Below are 18,866 nucleotides of genomic sequence, written 5' to 3' on the forward strand. Positions count from 1 at the left end.
GTGTCCTCCGCGCCTACTTGGGCGCGATCCAGGTCGTGTAGAAGCTCGGGCGGCCGACCGCCTCGAAGGTGAATTCCTTGACCTTGGGCGAGGCCGCAAAAGCCTGCGGCTCCTCGAAGATCGGGATTGTGTAACCCTGGTCGATCACATAGGCCTGCACCTCGCCCACCAGGGCGATGCGCTTCACCGGATCGGTCTCGGCGGCGATCGCTTCGAGCAGGCCGTTCAGCTTCTCGTCGACGAAGGTCTGGACCTTGTTGCTGACGCCACCCTTCTGCAGCAGCACGTTGCGCGTCGTCGGATAGTACTGGCTGCGGATCACGTCGGGATCGGCGCGGCCGACCATCGCCGGCGCGACAGGCGTCTTGGCCGGGTCGAGACTGTCGGCGACGCGGCTGCCGGCATCGCCCGCCAGCACGTTCAGCTTCACGCCGACCTTGGCCCATTGCTGGGCGACAAGCTGCAAGGTCTCCTTGTTCTGGGGCTGCGGCGGCGATTCGTAGGCCGAGAGCACCAGCTCCTTGCCGTCCTTCTGGCGCAGGCCCTTCGGACCGATCGTCCAGCCGGCCTCGTCGAGCAGCTTGGCGGCCAGTGCCGGGTCGTAGGCGAGCTTGGCCGACTGGTCGACATAGCCTTGCGCGGTCGAGGCGATGATCGACTTGGCCTGCGGGTAGTTGGCCGAGAACAGTGTCGCCACGATCTCCTTGGCATTGGTCGCGTGCAGCAGCGCCTTGCGGACGCGGATGTCGGAGACCAGGGGATTGTCGGGCCGGAACACGACCGTGTTGTTCACGCCGCGCGTCGAGGCGGCGTAGATGATGAAGCCCTTCGACTGGACCTGCTTCTCGTCATAGGCCTGGACCTGGCGGATGACGTTGGCTTGTCCCGCCAGCAGCGCGCCGATGCGCACGCTGTCCTCGGGCGTCACGACGTACTTGATGCCGTCGAGATTGGCGCGGCCCTGATGGGCAAGCTTCGCCGGACCCCACTTGTAGTCCTTGCGCGCCTCCATCACGAGCTCGCGGCCGAGCACCTCGCTCTTCACCACGAACGGGCCCGAACCGATGATCTTGGTGGCGTCGCCCAGCGCGTCGAACGGCAGGGCCAGCGTCTTCAGCGAGACGAGGCCCGAGCCGATCACCGAGGTGCCCTGCAGGAAGCCGACGGAGGGCTTGGTGAAGAAGAACTTCACGGTCAGCGGATCGACGACCTCGCTGCCCTTGTAGTTGGTGATGACCTCGGAGACCGGGTGCTTCAGCTCCTTGTTGCCGAGCCCGTAGGTGTCGAAGTTCTTGGCGACGGCGGCGGCATCGACCGGCGAGCCGTCGGAGAAGGTGACGCCAGGGCGAATCTTGAACGTGTATTCCGTCGCGTCGGCGTTGACCGCCCAGCTCTCGGCGATCCACGGCTCGATCTCCAGAGTCTTGGGATTCTGGTAGGTGAGCTTGTCGGTGATCTGGTTGAGGATGCCGCCGTTGGGATAGAAGCCGCCGGCCGGTGGATAGAGATTCGTGTGGGTCTGCTGCTCCAGATAGATCAGCGTCCCGCCCTTGGTGACCGGGGCTTGCGCCGCGGCACTTCCCGCCAGGACGGCCACGGACGCCAGCGACGCGAACGCGCCGGCCAGGAAACGCTGATACTTCACATGAATCACGACAACCCCCTTCGCCTTTAGAGGCACAGGAGGAGCCATGCAGTAATTGGGCCGAGTCTCGCCGTGCGGACCGGATATATGGCCGCGCGGTTCCCTCGATTACACAGAGCAGATTGTCAAAATTTACGGCGCGGCGGAGCAGATTTTCTCATCTGCTCCGCCCGCCGGAGCAAAATCACCCACCCAGCAGGGCAGCGGACGGCTTCAGCTCCTTGCGCTCGACCTTCTTCACGATCTCGGTGAGCTTGGCGTGCGTCGGCGCCTTCACGCCGATGAAGTTGCCGCGCTCGGCGATGTAGCCGTTCATGAACTCGATCTCGGTGCGACGGCCCTTGATGATGTCCTGCGCCATCGAGGGGCGCTGGATGTCGGCGCGCGGGTTCGGGTTGGTGTTCGAGCCCGGACGCAAGATCGCCTCGACCTCGTCGAGCGCCGCCTTGTCGTCCTCGGAGGCGCGAGCCAGCAGTTCCGGTTCGAACTTGCCGATCTTCTCGATGTGGTAGCCCAGTGCCTGGCCGACGCGCACGGCCTCGCCGCCCAGCTTGATCGAGAAACGGCGCACCGCGTCGTTGCGGTCGCAGTCGATGCCGGTCATGCCGGTGGCGGCCGAGACGCCGTTCTTCATGCCGTTCTGGCAGAGCTTGGACCAGCGCTCGCCCCACAGGTTGGTCGTGGTCTTGGCGCTGTCGATCATGCCGACCATCTCGCGCAGTTCCTCGACGCGCTTGGTGATGCGGCCGTGGACCTCGCCGACGCGGAACACGGTGTGCTTGTCGCCGCCCTTGGAAACAGTGCGGCGGATCTTGCCGGCCTCGAACATGTCGACCGAGATCAGCGAGGCGACCATGCCGACAGTCTTGCCCCAGCCGACGATGCCCGCGATGCGCTCCTCGTTCAGGCAGTTCTGCAGCGACACGATGTAGCCGTCCGGCGCGAGGTACTGCTTGATCAGCGCGGTCGCCCATTCCGTGTCGTAGGACTTCATCGAGACGAAGGCGATGTCGATCGGCTTCTGGCGCGACAGATCCTGCATCTCGGTGAGATGCATGGTCTTGGCCTTGGTGACGGTGAACTTCTCTTCCGGCGTCACGCCGTCGAGTTCGAGGCCGCGCTTGCGGATGATCTCGATATTCTCCGGCCAGAAGTCGATCAGCGTGACGTCGTGGCCCGCATGCGCGAGATAGCCGCCGACATAACCGCCCAATGCACCCACGCCGACGACTGCGATTCTCTTGCCCATCCTGATTCTCCCTTGAGGCTGTGTTTCGTTAAGGCGCGACGCGCGGCTCTTTGCGCGCGCGGTCGAGATAGCGTTCGGCGTCCTCGGCCAGCAGCAGCCGGTCGGCCATCAGTTGCGTGACCACCGCCTGGACCCTGGCGACGTAATCGGCACCGTCCTTGTAGCGTTCGGCGATCGAGGGTCGGGGATCGCCCGAGGCCTCGCGCGCCGCCTTGTCGACGGGAAGCGGCAGGCAGCTTCCGTCGCGGTCGGCGATCTCGCCCGCCGGATAAGGCGGCTTGTACTCGTTCCAGCCGGTGTAGGTGGCCAGCGGCACCGCGATGTCGGGCAGGCGGATGCCTGCCGCCTCGTTGCCGTCGGCGTCGACCTTGCTCACCAGCGTGCGATAGACCTTGTCGGATGAAGCCGGCTTCACCCAGTCGCCCGGGGGCGAAACGACGTTGGTGGTGCGCACGATCGCGGCGCCCGGCACGGCAGGGAAACCGGTCTTGTCCGGCGCGACCAGGGTGCCGGCCGCGAGCGTGGGCACGCGGCTGGGCGGCGGTTCCTTACCCGATACGACCCACTCATCAAGGGCGACCAGCAGGGCGCGGATCGCCGGCATCGGATTGTGCGGGTTGCGCGGATTGAGGTTGGGACCGGGATCGGTCGTCGCACCAGCGCGGCCGCCATGCTGCGTACCGGCAACCATGTAGACGCGCGAGTTGGACGGCAGGGCCATGTCCTTCGTGCCGAGCGGGTCGGTGTGCAGGAGCGAGGCGCCCTTCTGCCAATACTCGGTCGAGGTGTTGGTCTCGATCAGCAGCGGGTCGCTGCCGTCGCCCCGGAACAGCGAGCCGCTCTTGCCCGTCAGTGGATCGCTCTGCGCCGCCGTCGAGAACGGGAACTCGTTCTCGGGGAAGCCGTGATCCTCGTGCTGGGTGTTGGTGCGCGCCGGCTGGGCGAAGGGCGTATTGTAGAAGACGCGACCGACACCGGCGATGTGGCTGTGGATGCCGTCGAACACGCGGCGTCCCTGTTCGTCGCGGTTGAAGCCTTCGGAGATGTGATTGCGCAGGTAACGGCCCGCTTGCGAGAAGCCGATGGCCAATGCGTGCGTGATCGGCCCTCCCGTGGCCTTCACGGCATCGGGCGAATGACGCAGCCAGCTCACCACGTCGCGGGTCGCCGCGAAGCCCAAGCCCTGGACCTTCGGGTTCTTGGCTTCGTAGTGGAATTCGTACAGAAAGCCCGGCTTGGCCTGGGTGCCGTCGCGCAGCTTGATCGAGCGGGCATCGACGAACGACCACTGGTTCAGCGGCAGCTCGCGCGGCTCGTCGTCGGCGCGCTCGCGCAACGTAAGGCGGGCGCGCGGCTGTTCCAGCGTGGCCGCTTCATGCGAGAGCTTGAAGGCTTCCAGCACGCCGATACGCGTGCCCGAGACCCATTCCTCGCGGACCGTCTGCACGATCGGCTGGCCGTTGTCGGTCGCGACCGGCGCGGTGAGCGCGAGACCCATGTTGGCGCGTGGCGCATCGGGATCCCAGCCCGACCACACGATCGTGTAGCCGCGGCGCATCGGAAAGCCGTTGCCGACATCCGCCAGCGTCTTGGGATCGTTCACGCCCTGCGGGCCGTCGGCGATGTTGCCGAACAGCATCTTGCGGCCGCGATTGTTCACTTCGTAAAGAATGCGCCCGTTGCCGCGTGAAGGATTCTTCGGCCGCAGGATGAAGACGCTGGTCGCGTATTCCACCTTGCCGGCGGCATTGCGCGGCGCTTTGTCGATCAGGGCGATGCCGCTGTTGCCGGGCGCCGCCGGATCGACCTCGCCCTTGGCGACGGCGATGACGCGCTCGTAGGCGCCGACCTCACCGAACGGCGCACCGTCGGCGAGGGGCTCGACCTTCTCGATCTCGAACGAGAGAAGCACTAGGCCCTGGCTTCCGCCTGGGTCTCTTCCGCCGGGAAGTTCAGCTCAACGCCGACGCCGTCGGGATCGTAAAGGAAGATCTGCGCGGCGCCGGTGCGCGGCACGATCTGCTCGCGGAACTTCACGTTCTTCGACTGCAGGCGCTTGCGCACGCCACTGAGATCGCTGGCGGCGAAGGCGATGTGGTCGAAACGGCCGGTGTCGTCGAACTTCTTCGCGGTGCCGCGCACGACGATGCCCTCGCGCGGCTTGCGCTCGCCCAGCAGGTGCACTGTGGCGACGCCGCCGGAGTAGAGCCAGTAGCCCGGGAAGCCGAGCGGCGGACGGTCGCCGTTCTCGAGGCCCAGCACGTCGCAATAGAAGTCCTTGGTGGCTTCGAGGTTCGACGGCTCGATCGTGTAGTGCTGCAGGGGGCCAAGCGGCATGGTCGGTCTCCGTAGTTTGATCAGACGAACGTGAGGTCGGCGTCGGCACCCATCATCCAGGCGCCCACGGTTTCGAAATGGGAAAGCCGGCCCTGCAGTTGCTGGGTCACGGTATGGATGTCGCGGAAGCGGCGTTCCAGCGGATGATTCTCGAAGATCGCCGTGGCGCCCGCCGCATTGTAGGTGAAGTCGACGGCGTCCTTGGCCTTGTGAATGGCGTTGGTCGCGGCCATGCGGATGGTGATGCGCTGCTCGACGGTGATCGTGTTGCCGGCCGAGAGATCCTGCCAGATGCCGGCCATCGACTGCAGCACGAAGGCGCGCGCCGACTGGAGGTTGACCTCGGCCTGGGCGAGATTGGATTGGACCACCGCATTGTCGCGCAGTGGGCTCTTCATGCCGCGCGGGACCTTGTTGCGCGCCACGTCGAGGAAGCAGTCGAGCGCACCGCGGGCAATGCCGCAGGCCACGCCCGCGAAGCCCACCTGATAGCAGGTGCCGGCGCCCATCCTGTAAAGCGGCCCCGGCTCACGGCATTCGAGCTCGAACTCGCGCGTGATCGAATGATCGGCGCGTACGAAGAAGTCGGTCAGGGCAAACTGGTCGCTGGCGGTGCCGCGCAGGCCGACCGTGTTCCAGATGTCCGTCCATTGAACGTCGCCGGTGCGCACCAGCATGGTGCGTTCCTGCTGCACGCCGTTGGCGTCGAGGCGCGGCGAGCCGTCGGCCTTGAAGATCGGGCAATGGGCGCCGAGCCAGGTGGCATGGCGGCCGCCCGAGGCGAAGGCCCAGACGCCGGTCACCTTGTAGCCGCCCTCGCATTCGACGGCCTTGACCCTGGGGCCGGGACCCCAGGCCAGCACGGCGCGCGGATCGTCGCCGAAAATCGCGCGGGCCACCGGCAGGTCGAGATAGGCCGCCGACATGGCGCAGCCGCCGGCCTGGCTCAGGCACCAGGCGGTCGAGGCGTCGCCGCGGGCGATCGTCTCGATCACGCGGAAGAAAGTCATGGGGTCGGTCTCGATCCCGTCCGACGAGCGCGGCAGCAGCAGGCGGAACAGCCGCGCCTCGTGGAGCTTGTCGAGGAGCGCCGGGGGCAGCCGGCGCGTCTCCTCGATCTCGTTCGAAGCGGCTTCGACGGCCGGCCGGACGGCCTCGGCACGCGAGATCACGGCCGGGTCGCCAGCAAGATCGGCGGCAGACGGGATCAGCGTGTCCAAGATCGTCCTCTTCGAACGTGTGCGTGCATCAGGCGGTCGCCAGTTCCTTGTCGATCTGCTCGATCGACTTGCCCTTGGTTTCCAGCCCGAAGAAATAATAGACCGCTCCGGCCATCAGGAACCAGCAGCCGAGATAGAGAAAGGCTGTTGGAATCTGCGGCAACGGCACGTCGGGTTTCAGGTAGTTGTTCGAGCCGACGATCAGCGCCAAGCCCACGGGACCGATGATCTTGCCGATGCCCCCGAAGCCATAGGCCGATCCCATGCCCGTGGTGCGCAGATGCGAGGGCCAGACTTCCGCCGCATAAGGCCCGACGATCGCGAAACCGCCGTCGGCAAAGAAGAAGGCCGCCGCTAGCAGCAGCCAGAAGGCCGAATACCCCATCATTGTAGTGTTGTAGTTGTAGCCTGCCACGATGATGAGCGCACCGGCACCGAGGCCGATCAGGCCGCCGCCTGCTCGCCGTCCGATCTTGTCGGACAGGTAGGAGAAAGTCAGTCGGCCAAGGAAACCCATGACCGTGAGAGGGATCATCATCTTGGCGGCTTCCTGCGCCGACACATTCAGGAGCAGCACGAACAGCGCCGGCGCCCATAGTGTGATGCCGTAGACACCGGTCTGCGCGCCGGCATTGCCCAGCCACGAGACGAGCAGGCTGCGCGGATACTTGAACAGTTCGGCCCAACTCGCCTTCGGAGGTTCCACGGCCGGCGTCGTGGGCAGGGGCAGCGTCTCTGGTTTGACTTCCAGCGCCCAGGCCAGCGACTTGCGGGCTTCCTCGTAGCGGCCCTGGCGAACCAGCCAGACCGGCGATTCTGGTACCCACAGGCGAACCAGCAGCACCATGAGCGAGGGCAGCACGCCGATGGCGAACAGCAGGCGCCACTGGTCCTGGCCCATGAACGCACCCAGCACCGCACCGAGGCCGACGCCGAGCGGGATCACGCAGGTGACGAGGCCGCCGACCCAGCCGCGCTTGCGCGCCGGCATGAACTCCTGGACCAGCGGAAGGTCGACGCAATAGAGGCCGCCGACGCCGAAACCCACGAAGAAGCGCATGATGGTGATGTAGATCCAGCCATTCTCCGGCGTGAAGTAGAGCAGGCCGGTGGCGATCGAGAAGTTCAGTACAGTGCCAATGAAGACCTTGCGGCGACCGATGCGGTCGGCGAGCCAGCCCCAGATATAGGCGCCGAGGATGGCGCCGATGCCCGACGACATCAGCACGATGGCCGATTGCCCGAAGGTCAGCTTCCAAGGGCCGATCAGGAAGGCCAGCACGAAGCCGATGAGAAAGTAGTCGAAGAATTCGAGAGCGTCGCCGATCACCGCCGCGGCGATGATCTTCTTCTGGTTGCCGGTCAGCTTGGTCTGCCGGTCGAGAACGTCGAACATGGCATTTCCCCCGTGCGCTTTGTTTTGGGGGCGCCTGTCGCGCACACTCACTGCGTCCCTGCAATTACGCTACGCCTGCGGCCGCACCAGCGGCAAGGCGATGGGCCTGGGCGTGTTTGCCCGTCGAAATCGGTCGCTGCATGGCAGCCCTCTCCTTTGCTAAGGAGGAGGGACATTGGGGGAGATTTCGTCATGAACTGGACCGATCGCCGGAAACGCTTCCGGGCGCTGATCGCGGGTGACCGCTGCATCCATCCGGGTTCGGTGTTCGATCCGATCTCCGCGCGCATCGCCGAGGACCTTGGTTTCGAGATCGGTATGTTCGCCGGTTCCGTCGCCTCGCTGACCGTGCTCGGTGCACCCGACCTGATCGTGCTGACCTTGAGCGAGTTCGCGGGCCAGGCGTATCGCATCAACCGGGCCGGCAACCTGCCGCTGATGGTCGATGCGGATCACGGCTACGGCAATGCGCTGAACGTGCGTCGTACCGTCGAGGAACTCGAGACCGCGGGCGTGTCGGGCGTGAGCCTGGAAGACACCGACCTGCCGACGCCGCACGGCACCACGGCGCCACGGCTGATCACGATCGAAGAGGGCGTCGGCAAGATGAAAGCCGCTCTCGGCGCCCGGCAGGATCCCGACCTCTGCATCGCCGGCCGTACCAGCGCCGTGACGATCACCAGCCTCGACGACGCGATCGCGCGCGGCAAAGCCTATGAGACGGTGGGCGTCGATGCGCTGTTCTTCGTGGGCGTGCGCACCCGCGCCGAACTCGATGCGATCTCCGCGGCGACGACGCTGCCGATCATCCTGGGCGGCGTGTCGGGCGATCTCACGGACCTCGCCTATCTCAGTGCGCGCCGTGTCCGCATTGCGCTGCAGGGCCATCAGCCCTTCGCCGCGGCGGTGAAGGCGACCTACGAGACACTGAAGGCGCTGCGCGAGGGCACGCAGCCGTCCAAGCTGCAGGGCGTGGCCAGTCCGGAATTGATGAAGAAGGTCACGCGCGACGCCGACTATGCGCGCTGGACCAAGGATTTTTTGGGCTGAGGGTCGAGCGAAGCTCGGCCCCTTGAGCGTCAGGACATCGCCTTGCGATGTCCGGGAGCGCCGAAGAAAGAACGGGCAGTCATGACCCCTCCGTCGTCGTATGACGACGACACCTCCCCCTTTGAATGGGGAGGAGGGCCGATCATCAGCCCGTCGGGATCAGCGTCACGGCGACTCCGTAGGAATGGGAGTCGCCGCCCAGGATGACGCCGCGCAGCGGGCTCACATCGGAGAAGTCGCGGCCCCAGGCCACGGCGACGTGATCTTCGTGCGCCACCAGATCGTTGGTCGGGTCGAGATGGACCCAGCCCGCCGCCTCGCCGCACCAGACAGCGACCCAGGCGTGGCTGGCATCGGCGCCGCGCAGCGCGATCTCGTCCTTGGAATGGATCGTGCGGATGTATCCCGACACGTAGCCCGCCGCGAGACCGTGAGCGCGCAGCGCCGCGATCTCGACATGGGCGAAGTCCTGGCAGACGCCGGCCTTGCCGGCAAAGACGTCGGCCAGCGGCGTCGAGATGTCGGTGGCGCCCGGGTGATATTCGAAGTCGGCCTTGATGCGCGAGGTGAGTTCGCGCGCCGCTTCGAGGATCGGCCGTCCCGCCGTGAAGGATTTCGCGCCATAGACACGCAACGCCTCGACGCTCGGCACCAGCGGCGAATCGTAGACGAATTCGCTGGCTTCCACCGGATGGGGAAAGCCGTCACCGAGAAGCGAGGCCCTGATGTCTTCCCACGGCGGCGTTGTGTTCGCCGGCGGCGGTTCGGGGAAGCTCACCTCGACTTCGGCGCGCACTTCGATGTCGAAGCGCGTGTGCGGCTTGTCGATCCGGTAGATGTCGATGTGGTTGCCGAAGTGATCGACATGCTGGGCGGAAAGTGCCGGCAGCGGACTGGTGTCGACGCTGATCGCGCTGACGGTCTGTCCCGGGAAATTGCGGGCGCGGAGGTGGGCGATGTGGTGCGCCGAATCCACCGTGCTGGCGTAGGTGTAGGTCGTGCGGTGCGAGAGAAGGTAATGCACGCTCAGTCTCCGCCCGAGGAACCGACGGCCTGAGCCGCCGGCACGTGAGAGAAGTAGGCGCGGGTGATCGCCTCCGAGAGCTTGTCGAGCTGCTGCTCGGTATCGGAGGCGACGTCGCGCAACATCGCCAGCGCCAGACCCTCATGACGCCACGCCTGTTCGTCGCCGCCAAACTGGCGCACGACGGCTTCCAGATCGGCCTCCAGCGACTCCGGCGGCGCCGCGACCTGGACACCCGAGGCGCGCGCCAGATAGTCGAGATGGCCCTTGATGGCGCGCAACTGGAACACCAGGCCGCGCGGATTGGCGTCGTCGAGGATCACCAGGTCGAGCACCGGCGCCGGCTGGAGCTGGCCGAGATAGCGCGTGCGATAGGTGATGGTGCTGTCGCAGAGTTCTAGCGCCAGGCGCATCGAGGCGTCCCAGTCGATCGGCGAAAGAGTGAAGGGGCCGAGCGCGCCGGTCAGCACATGCAGACCGCGTTCGATACGGCGGCCGAGATCGAGGAAACGCCAGCCGGTGCCGCGTGTCATGTTCTCCTGCGCGAGACCAGACAAAGTGGCGACGAAGCGCACGATCTCGTCGAGCGCGGCGAGCAGCGGATCGAGATTGCCGCGCGCCGCCAGCAGGCGCTTGCGCACCTCGATCATCTCCGGACCGGCGGCGGTCGTCATGTCGACCGAGAAGCGGTCGCGCATGGTGGCGGTCAGCCGCTGGATGCCGTCGAGCACGGTGGCAAGGCCGCGATCGTCGGTCGCGACGGCGGCGAGGCCCTGCTGGAACAGCGCGCTTTCGGGCGGAGCCAGGGCCGAGGTGTGATCCATCAGGTTGGCCTGGTCGAGGAGGCGACCCAGCAGCCTGAGCTCGACCGCGTCGCGCGGGCCGACGGCGCCCTGCGCCACACGGGCTGCCGTCGTGCGCAGCAGGCGCGCATCGTTGTCGAGCCGCTCGATGTAGCGGCCGAGCCAGTAGAGATTGTCGGCGACGCGGCTCTGCAGGTCGGCGCTGCCGCGCTCGACCGCGAGCTGGTGGAAGCGCCGGGTCGTCGGGAGCTGCACGTCGGCCGCGTCCTCGGCCAGGACCCAGACGTCCTTCAGCGTGCCGTGCAGGCGGCCGAGCGAGCGCAGCGCGGTGTCGCCGTCGGGTTCGCGGGCGAGGCCGCCCGGCAGCACGTGATAGGTGTCGTGATCGGCCACGACGAAGGCGCGCAGCACAACGGCGGACGGCACCAGCGCCTGGCCGTCCCACTTGGGCGTCAGCGACGGCGTCATCGGATACTGCGCGACATACTGGCCGGGCTGGGCGCGGATGCGCTCGACCAATGCCTTGCGTTCGGCCGGCTCCAGCATGCCCACGACGATGGGCTCGCGATCCTGGCCGAGGCAGGGCCGCACGATCATGAGATCGAGGTTCGCCAGCGCAAAGCTCAGCGCCGATGGCTCGCCCAGCCACCAGACGTCGAGCGACGGCAGTTTGAGCGGCTCGCCCAGCAACTGTTCGCTCAGCCGCTCCAGGAACGGCATCATCGCTGGTGTCTCGACGACGCCCGATCCCAGCGCATTGGCGAGCGAGATCTTGCCGCTGCGCGTCGCTTCCACCAGGCCGGTGACGCCGAGCGCAGAATCGGCGCGCATTTCCAGCGGATCGGCGAAAGAACTGTCGAGGCGCCGCAACAGAACATGGACGGGCCGGAGACCGGCCAGCGTCTTGATCGAGACCTGACCGTCGCGTGCCACCATGTCGCCGCCTTCGACCAGCGGCACGCCCAGCACGCGCGAGAGATAGACGTGCTCGAAGTAGGTGGCCGACAGCGAGCCCGGCGTCAGCACCGCCATGTTGGGCTGGTCGACCGTCGGCGGCGCCATCGAGCGCAGCGATTCGTGCCAGCGGTCGACGAAGGGCCTTAGGTGCCGGACGGGAATGGAGCGGAACGCCTCGGGCAGGCTGCGGGCCAGCACGCGGCGCATCTCCAGCGCATAGCCGATGCCCGCCGGCAGTTCGGTATGGTCGGCCAGCACGTGCCAGCGTCCGTTGCTCAGCCGCACCAGGTCGACGGCGTAGTTGCCGAGATAGCGTTCGGGTACGGCGCCGTCGGTGACCTGGGCGGGGCGCAGGAAATGCCGGTTGGCGTGGACCAGCATCGGCGGCAGCAACTGCTTCTTCAGCAGCGTCTGCGGGCCGTAGACATCGGCCAGCACCTTGTCGAGCAGGCGCGCGCGCTGGATCAGGCCGGTCTCGATGCTGGCCCATTCGTCGGGCGCGATGACGAGCGGCAGCGGATCGAAGGTCCAGCGTGCCGAGCCGCGGTCATCCAGCAGGTTGACGGTCGCGCCCGATTCCTCGAGCTGCCGGCGCGCACTCTCCACGCGATCGCCCAACCCGCCCGGAAGCGAGCGGATGACGCTCAGGATGCCTTGCCAGTGATAGCGGATCGACTTCTGGCCGGTGACCAGTTCGTCGTACGCGCTTGCCGGCGAGGAAGAGAGGCCGCGCAACGACTCCATGGGCTCGCAACAGAAGTGGGAACGAGTGAACGAATGCCTTTCGAGGCGGGCGAAATATACGCCCTAGGCGCGCCGCAGGTCGAGCGTCAGCGGGTGCTCCGGATTGTCCAGCGGACGCGGTTCCGGCGTTGTTCCGCCGGTATGTCCGATGGCGAAGAATCGGGCACGACGGCGGGCCTCGGCCTCGTTGGCATTCACCGGGACGCGGTCGTAATTACGGCCGCCCGGATGGGCCACGTGGTAGGTGCAGCCGCCGATCGAGCGGCCACTCCACGAATCGTGGATGTCGAAGGTGAGCGGCGCATGCACGCCGATCGTCGGATGCAGCGAATTGGCGGCCGACCAGGCGCGATATCGCACGCCGGCGACATATTCGCCGGCCGTGCCGGTGGCGCGCAGCGGCAGCTTCCAGCCGTTACAGGCGATGGAGTGACGCTGGTCATTCAGACCCGCGACCTTGACCTGCAGGCGTTCGACCGTGGAATCGACGTAACGCACCGTGCCGCCGCCGCCGGGTTCCTCGCCCAGCACGTGCCACGGCTCCAGCGCGTGCCGCAGTTCGAGTTCGAGCCCGCGCTGCGCCACTTCGCCCAACCTCGGGAAGCGGAATTCGAAATGCGGCGCGAACCATTCCGGCGCGAAGCCGTAGCCTGCGTCGGAGAGATCGGAAAGCACGTCGTTGAAGTCCTGCCACACGAAGTGCGGCAACATGAAATCGTCATGCAGGCGCGTGCCCCAGCGGCTGAGCGGCCGCTCGTAGGGGCGCTCCCAGAACTTGGCGACGAGTCCGCGCAGCAATGCCTGCTGCGCCACGCTCATGCGCCAGTGCGGCGGCATCTCGAAGGCGCGCAGCTCCAGCAGGCCGCGACGGCCGGCGGCCGAATCGGGCGTGAAGAGCTTGTCGATGCAGAACTCGGTGCGGTGCGCATTGCCGGTCGCATCGACCAGCAGGTTGCGGAACACGCGATCGACCAGCCACGGCGGCGTCTGCCGTCCCGGCGCGATCTGCTTGAAGGCGATCTCCAGCTCGTGCAGCGCATCGTTGCGCGCTTCGTCCACGCGCGGGTGCTGGCTGGTCGGTCCGATGAACAGGCCCGAGAAAAGATACGAAAGCGACGGATGATTGAGCCAGTATCCCAGCAGGCTCTTGAGCAAGTCGGGCCGGCGCAGCATCGGCGAGTCGGCGGCCGAAGGACCACCCAGCACGAAGTGGTTGCCGCCGCCGGTGCCGGTATGGCGGCCGTCGATCATGAACTTCTGTGCGCCAAGTCGTGTCGAGCGCGCTTCCTCGTAGACGATCTCCGTGCGCTCGACGAGATCGGTCCAGTTGGCCGAGGGATGGATGTTGACCTCGATCACGCCGGGATCGGGCGTGACGCTGAAGTTCAGGACGCGCGGATCGTTGGGCGGCGTGTAGCCTTCGAGGAAGACCGGCTGGCCGAGTTCCTCGGCCGTGTCCTCGAGCGCCGCGACGAGGTCGAGATAATCCTCCATGCGCTCGGTCGGCGGCATGAAGACATGGAGATGCCCGTCGCGCGGCTCGAACGCCATCGCGGTACGCACGATGCCGGCGGCGGACACGCCGACGGCCGGTCCAAGTCCCTTGTCCGGCGCCAACGCGCGCCGCCACGCCTCGCGGCGCGCCTCGGCATCGCCGGCCGCCTCGTCGGCGCGGCCCGGCTCCTGATGGCGCAACACCGGCGCGCGCCGGAAGGCATCGAGCGGCGGCAGGTCGGGATGCGGCGCCATCGGGTCGGGCTGCACGATGATGTCGGTGTCGCCCGGTGCGGCCCACGGCAGTGAATCCAGCGGCAGGCGGTAGCCGATCGCGGAATCGCCGGGGATCAGGTAGCACTTCTCGGTGCGCAGGAACCACGGCCCGCTCTTCCACCGCGGCGCGTGCGCGTGCCCGTTCTGGGCGCGTCCGTTGTAATCGCGGATGACCGGCAGAACGTAGCCGACCGAGCTTTCGAGGCCCTTCTCGAAGACGCGCGCCAGGCGCTCTCGCTCCAGCGGGTCCTTCACCTTGGCTTCGTCGACCACGACGTTGCTCGGCAGGCGCCGCTCGCGCCAGAGGTAGTACCAGGTGTCCTCGTAGGCCGGGAAAAGATAGTCGGGATCGAGCTGCAGGCGTTGCGCGAAGGCGAGCGCAAAGCGATGCGCGGCCTCGACGGTGGCGCCGACCGGCTTGGATTCCTGCGCATAAAGCTGCGGGTTGCGCCAGATCGGCTCGCCGTCCTTGCGCCAGTAGCAGCCCAGCGCCCAGCGCGGCAGCTGCTCGCCGGGATACCATTTGCCCTGGCCGAAATGCAGCAGCGGACCGGTCGCGAAACGATGCGCGAGCTTGCGGAACAGCACGCCCGCCAGCCGCCGCTTCTCGGGGCCGAGCGCCAGCGTGTTCCATTCCGGCCCATCCATGTCGTCGACCGACACGAAGGTCGGCTCGCCGCCCATGGTGAGGCGCACGTCGTGCTTGCCGATATCCCGCTCGATGGCCTCGCCGACCTTGAGCAGGGTGGCCCACTGTTCCTCGGTGTAGGGCTTGGTGGTGCGCGGCGTCTCGCGCACGCGCGTCACCGTCATCTGGTGCTCGAACTCGACCTCGGCCTTCTCAATGGCGCCTTCGACCGGCGCCGCACTCGACGGCTCTGGCGTGCAGGCGAGCGGGATATGGCCTTCGCCGGTCAGCAGGCCGGAAGTCGGGTCGAGGCCGATCCAGCCGGCGCCGGGCAGGTAGACTTCGCACCAGGCATGGAGGTCGGTGAAATCGTGGCTGGTGCCCGCGGGGCCGTCGAGCGGCTTCTCGTCGGCCACGAGCTGGATCAGGTAGCCCGAGGCGAAGCGCGCGGCGAAGCCCAGGTGGCGCAGGATCATCACCAGCAGCCAGCCGGTGTCGCGGCACGATCCCTTGGCGCGGCCGAGCGTTTCCTCGCAGGTCTGCACGCCCGGCTCCATGCGGACGATGTAGCCGATCTCCTGCTGCAGGCGGGCGTTGAGGCCGACGATGAAGTCGATGGTGCGCTGCTTCTTGCGGTCGACCTTGTCGAGCCAGGCCTTCAGCTTCGGCCCCAGCGGTTCCAGCTTGCGGAACGGCGCGATCTCCTCGGCCAGCGAGGCATCGTAGGCGAAGGGCCAGTTTTCGGCCGACGGCTCCAGGAAGAAGTCGAACGGATTGATGACCGACATGTCGGCCACCAGGTCGACCGTGACCTCGAACAGGTCGGTCTTTTCTGGAAACACCAGGCGGGCGAGGTGATTGCCCTGCGGATCCTGCTGCCAGTTGATGAAATGCTGGGCCGGCGTGATCTTCAGAGAATAGGAAATGACCGGCGTGCGGCTGTGCGGCGCTGGGCGCAGGCGTACGATCTGCGGTCCCAATTCGATGGGCCGGTCGTACCGGTAGGTCGTCCGATGATGCAGCGCGACGTGGATGCTCATGACGGCCTGCTGTTTCGCTCCGAAGACAGACTAAGCAAGTGACATGCCACTAAGCAAGGAAGTGGCGCTATGCTCTTGTAACGATCATTTCCCTCCAGGCTCGGCGAGAGTGCTCATGACCAATTATTTCGATCTCACCGGCAAGGTGGCCCTGGTCACCGGCGGCAGCCGGGGGCTTGGCTACCAGATGGTGAAGGCCTTCGCCGCGCACGGCGCGGATGTCTTCATTACCAGCCGCAAGTTGGAAACATGTGACAAGGTCGCGGCCGAGGTCCGGGCGATGGGTCGCAAGGCCGCCACCTATGCCTGCAACGTCGCCAACTGGCACGAACTCGACGGCATGGTCGACGCCGCCTACGCCGCCTTCGGCAAGGTCGACATCCTGGTGAACAATGCCGGCTCCTCGCCGCTCGCGCCCTCGTCGCTGGAAACCTCCGAGCAGCTCTTCGACCGCATCGTGTCGCTGAACTTCAAGGCGCCGTTCCGTCTGATGTCGCTGGTCGGCAGCCGGATGGCCGCGGGCGAAGGGGGCTCGATCATCAACGTCTCCAGCGCCGGCGCGCTGCGCCCGCGGCCGCAGATCGCGCCCTATGCCGGCGCCAAGTCGGCGCTCAACGCTCTGACGGAGGCCTTCGCCGTGGAATACGGGCCGAAGGTGCGGGTGAACACGATCTCGCCCGGCCGCTTCCTCACCGACGTATCCAAGGCGTGGCCGGAGGAGCACAAGGCCAACCCGACGGCGGCGCTGAAGCGCAGCGGCCAGCCGGAAGAGATCGTGACGGCCGCGCTCTATCTCGCGTCGGCCAAGTCGAGTTTCACCACCGGATCGCTGGTCCGGGTCGATGGAGGAATAGCCTGATGAAAATGAAAGCCGGCGTTCTCACGGTCTGCGGCGCGCCCCGCCCCTTCGCGAAATCCAAGCCCATCCATGTCGTCGAGGTCGATCTCGATCCGCCGGGCGAGGGCGAGGTCCTGGTCAAGGTGGGCGGCGGCGGCCTCTGCCATTCCGACCTGTCGCTGATCAACGGCGACCGGCCACGTCCCGTGCCGATCGTGCTGGGGCATGAGGGTTCGGGCGAGATTGTCGAGGTGGGCGCGGGCGTGCACGACGTGAAGGTCGGCGACCATGTCTGCTTCACCTTCAACGTGAGCTGCGGCCGCTGCCGGCGCTGCCTCGAGGGCCGTCCCTATATCTGCGAGCGCTCGATCAGCCCGCGTGCGGCGGGCCAGCTCCTGTCGGGCCATCATCGCCTGCACATGGATGGCAAGCCGGTGAATCATCATTCCGGCGTTTCCTGCTACGCTGAATATGCCGTGGTCGATCGCGGTTCGATCGTCGTCATCGATCCCAGTTTGCCGCTCGATGTGGCCGCGCTCTTTGGCTGCGCCGTCGTGACCGGAGTCGGCGCCGTGGTGAATACCGCGCAGATCCAGCCGGGCAGCAGCGTCGCGGTCGTGGGCCTGGGCGGCGTCGGCCTTTCGGGCCTGATGGGCGCAGTGCTGGCCGGTGCCGGCAACATCATCGCCATCGACATTTCCGACGAGAAGCTCGGCCTCGCCCGTCAGCTCGGGGCTACGCATACGGTCAATGCCAAGGATGCCGACCACATCACGCAGGTGCGCGATCTCACCAAGGGCGGCGTCGACTATGCCTTCGACTTCGCCGGCACCATCAAGGCGATGGAGACCGCCTATCTTTCGACGCGCTGGGGCGGCACGACGATAACGGCCGGCCTGTCGCCGATCAGCGCCGACTTTGCCTTCAAGCAGAGCGGCCTCGTCAGCGAAGAGAAGACGATCAAGGGTTCGTACATGGGAAGCTGCGTGCCCGTGCGCGACATCCCGCGTTTCATCGCGCTCTACCAGCAGGGCAAGTTGCCGGTCGACCGCATGGTCAGCCAGCGCGTCGGTTTCAACGAGCTCAACGAAGGATTCGACCGCCTGCAGGACGTCGCCACCGTGCGGCAGGTGCTGGTGCCGCACGGCTGATCCGACGAAGAAGGGGCGTGCGGCTACTGCGGTTGCACGCCCAGCTCGGTGAGGATCTTACCGAGCGATTCGTATTCTTCGTTGAGGAGCTTCGCGAACTCCTTGCGGTCGCGATAGTCGACGACGATTCCGAACTGCTCGACGGCGCGCTTGAAGGGTTCCGACTCGATCGCCTTCTTGCAGTTCGCTTCCAGCAGTTCGAGGATCGGCTCGGGCGTGCCTTTGGGGGCGAGCATGCCGGCGTAGCTCATCTGCACGGCATCGATGCCCTGCTCGCGGAAGGTCGGCACGTCGGGATATTCGGGATGCCGCTTGTCGGCGAACACGCCGATCAGCTTCAGCGTGCCGGCACGGAACATCGGCGTGCCGTTGGCAACGAGGAGGGCCGCGAAGTCGAGCCGGCCGGCCAGCAGCTCGGCGAGCGCCGCTGCATCGCTGCGATAGGGGACAGCCACGAACTCGCCGCCGCCGGCCGAGACCTTGGCGCGATGCACGGCGAGCGAGGAGAGCGAGTTGGGGCCGGCCGAGCCGAAGTTGAGCGGGCGCTGCTTGGCCGCGGCCATCACGCTCTTCGCATCGGTGAAGGAGCCGTCGTTGCGCACGGCGGCGCCCAGCACGTTGGCGGAGATGTTGCAGACCGGCGCGAGGCTGTCGGGCTTGAGACCTGTGTCCTTCACGAGATGCGGCTGGGCGGTGACCGCGGTCATCGGTCCGATCATCAGCGTGTAGCCGTCCGGAGCCGCGTTCGCGACGGCCTTGGTGCCGACGACACCGGAGGCGCCCGACTTGTTGTCGACCACGGTCGGCTTGCCGAGTTGCTGCGACAGGGCTTCGGCGATCGTGCGCGCGGTCGCGTCCGAGGCGGTGCCCGGTCCGTAGTTGTGGATGATGGTGATCGGCTTGTCGGGATACTGCTGGGCCACGGCGGAAGTGCCGGCGACCAGCGTGCAGGCGGCAACCGCTGCGACGAGCGTGCCGAGGCGTTCGTGTCGGATCATGAGCGGCTCCTCCGAG

13 protein-coding genes are annotated in these 18,866 nt (G+C 66.7%); 3 read left to right on the top strand and 10 right to left on the bottom strand.

All coding sequences use genetic code 11. From position 1 onward, the window contains the following. Nucleotides 1-13 precede the first annotated feature (13 nt). The 6 genes from AC1RP5_RS05425 to AC1RP5_RS05450 form a co-directional block, all read right to left on the bottom strand. On the bottom strand, nucleotides 14-1,645 hold the full coding sequence (locus AC1RP5_RS05425) for a TIGR04028 family ABC transporter substrate-binding protein (protein ID WP_493113300.1): 1,632 nt from the start codon (nucleotides 1,643-1,645) through the stop codon (nucleotides 14-16). Nucleotides 1,646-1,829: 184 nt separating this feature from the next. Then, nucleotides 1,830-2,894: a ketopantoate reductase family protein gene (locus AC1RP5_RS05430; RefSeq protein ID WP_493109573.1), complete on the bottom strand. Its 1,065-nt coding sequence runs from the start codon at nucleotides 2,892-2,894 to the stop codon at nucleotides 1,830-1,832. Between the two features lie 28 nt (nucleotides 2,895-2,922). Beyond that, complete coding sequence (locus AC1RP5_RS05435; RefSeq protein WP_493109574.1) at nucleotides 2,923-4,806, bottom strand: alpha/beta hydrolase domain-containing protein; 1,884 nt, start codon at nucleotides 4,804-4,806, stop codon at nucleotides 2,923-2,925. Further along, nucleotides 4,806-5,231 (bottom strand): VOC family protein, encoded by a 426-nt coding sequence (locus tag AC1RP5_RS05440; RefSeq protein ID WP_493109575.1) that lies wholly within the window; start codon nucleotides 5,229-5,231, stop codon nucleotides 4,806-4,808. The genes AC1RP5_RS05435 and AC1RP5_RS05440 overlap by 1 nt, the downstream gene beginning before the upstream one ends. Before the next feature lie 20 nt (nucleotides 5,232-5,251). Beyond that, nucleotides 5,252-6,451: an acyl-CoA dehydrogenase family protein gene (locus AC1RP5_RS05445; RefSeq protein ID WP_493109576.1), complete on the bottom strand. Its 1,200-nt coding sequence runs from the start codon at nucleotides 6,449-6,451 to the stop codon at nucleotides 5,252-5,254. 28 nt (nucleotides 6,452-6,479) lie between these two features. Beyond that, nucleotides 6,480-7,847: an MFS transporter gene (locus AC1RP5_RS05450; RefSeq protein ID WP_493109578.1), complete on the bottom strand. Its 1,368-nt coding sequence runs from the start codon at nucleotides 7,845-7,847 to the stop codon at nucleotides 6,480-6,482. A gap of 192 nt (nucleotides 7,848-8,039) precedes the next feature. Here AC1RP5_RS05450 and AC1RP5_RS05455 point away from each other — a divergent pair, with 192 nt between their 5' ends. Beyond that, complete coding sequence (locus AC1RP5_RS05455; protein ID WP_493109579.1) at nucleotides 8,040-8,897, top strand: isocitrate lyase/PEP mutase family protein; 858 nt, start codon at nucleotides 8,040-8,042, stop codon at nucleotides 8,895-8,897. A gap of 145 nt (nucleotides 8,898-9,042) precedes the next feature. Here AC1RP5_RS05455 and AC1RP5_RS05460 read toward each other — a convergent pair whose 3' ends face one another. The 3 genes from AC1RP5_RS05460 to AC1RP5_RS05470 form a co-directional block, all read right to left on the bottom strand. Further along, nucleotides 9,043-9,921: a transglutaminase family protein gene (locus AC1RP5_RS05460; RefSeq protein WP_493109580.1), complete on the bottom strand. Its 879-nt coding sequence runs from the start codon at nucleotides 9,919-9,921 to the stop codon at nucleotides 9,043-9,045. A gap of 2 nt (nucleotides 9,922-9,923) precedes the next feature. Next, nucleotides 9,924-12,425 (bottom strand): circularly permuted type 2 ATP-grasp protein, encoded by a 2,502-nt coding sequence (locus AC1RP5_RS05465; RefSeq protein ID WP_493109581.1) that lies wholly within the window; start codon nucleotides 12,423-12,425, stop codon nucleotides 9,924-9,926. A 63-nt stretch (nucleotides 12,426-12,488) separates the two neighbouring features. Then, a complete protein-coding gene (locus AC1RP5_RS05470; protein ID WP_493109582.1) occupies nucleotides 12,489-15,863 on the bottom strand; it encodes a transglutaminase family protein in 3,375 nt (1,124 codons plus the stop codon). Nucleotides 15,864-15,978: 115 nt separating this feature from the next. On the opposite strand from AC1RP5_RS05470, the gene AC1RP5_RS05475 reads away from it, so the two are divergent. Beyond that, nucleotides 15,979-16,722 carry an SDR family NAD(P)-dependent oxidoreductase gene (locus AC1RP5_RS05475; RefSeq protein WP_493109583.1) on the top strand — a complete coding sequence of 248 codons (744 nt, stop codon included), beginning with the start codon at nucleotides 15,979-15,981 and terminating at the stop codon, nucleotides 16,720-16,722. After that, on the top strand, nucleotides 16,722-17,852 hold the full coding sequence (locus tag AC1RP5_RS05480; protein ID WP_493109584.1) for a zinc-binding dehydrogenase: 1,131 nt from the start codon (nucleotides 16,722-16,724) through the stop codon (nucleotides 17,850-17,852). Before AC1RP5_RS05475 ends, AC1RP5_RS05480 begins: the two co-directional genes overlap by 1 nt. A 23-nt stretch (nucleotides 17,853-17,875) precedes the next feature. Here AC1RP5_RS05480 and AC1RP5_RS05485 read toward each other — a convergent pair whose 3' ends face one another. Next, the gene (locus AC1RP5_RS05485; protein ID WP_493109585.1) at nucleotides 17,876-18,850 is read right to left on the bottom strand and encodes a Bug family tripartite tricarboxylate transporter substrate binding protein; all 975 of its coding nucleotides are present in this window, start codon (nucleotides 18,848-18,850) and stop codon (nucleotides 17,876-17,878) included. Between the last annotated feature and the right edge of the window lie 16 nt (nucleotides 18,851-18,866).

Source organism: Reyranella sp. GW821-FHT12G01 (assembly GCF_058806575.1).

Coding starts and splice junctions, on each gene's coding strand:
- AC1RP5_RS05430 (WP_493109573.1), bottom strand. CDS start 2,894: ATGGGCAAGAGAATCGCAGTCGTCGGCGTGGGTGCATTGGGCGGTTAT.
- AC1RP5_RS05440 (WP_493109575.1), bottom strand. CDS start 5,231: ATGCCGCTTGGCCCCCTGCAGCACTACACGATCGAGCCGTCGAACCTC.
- AC1RP5_RS05450 (WP_493109578.1), bottom strand. CDS start 7,847: ATGTTCGACGTTCTCGACCGGCAGACCAAGCTGACCGGCAACCAGAAG.
- AC1RP5_RS05455 (WP_493109579.1), top strand. CDS start 8,040: ATGAACTGGACCGATCGCCGGAAACGCTTCCGGGCGCTGATCGCGGGT.
- AC1RP5_RS05465 (WP_493109581.1), bottom strand. CDS start 12,425: ATGGAGTCGTTGCGCGGCCTCTCTTCCTCGCCGGCAAGCGCGTACGAC.
- AC1RP5_RS05470 (WP_493109582.1), bottom strand. CDS start 15,863: ATGAGCATCCACGTCGCGCTGCATCATCGGACGACCTACCGGTACGAC.
- AC1RP5_RS05475 (WP_493109583.1), top strand. CDS start 15,979: ATGACCAATTATTTCGATCTCACCGGCAAGGTGGCCCTGGTCACCGGC.
- AC1RP5_RS05480 (WP_493109584.1), top strand. CDS start 16,722: ATGAAAATGAAAGCCGGCGTTCTCACGGTCTGCGGCGCGCCCCGCCCC.
- AC1RP5_RS05485 (WP_493109585.1), bottom strand. CDS start 18,850: ATGATCCGACACGAACGCCTCGGCACGCTCGTCGCAGCGGTTGCCGCC.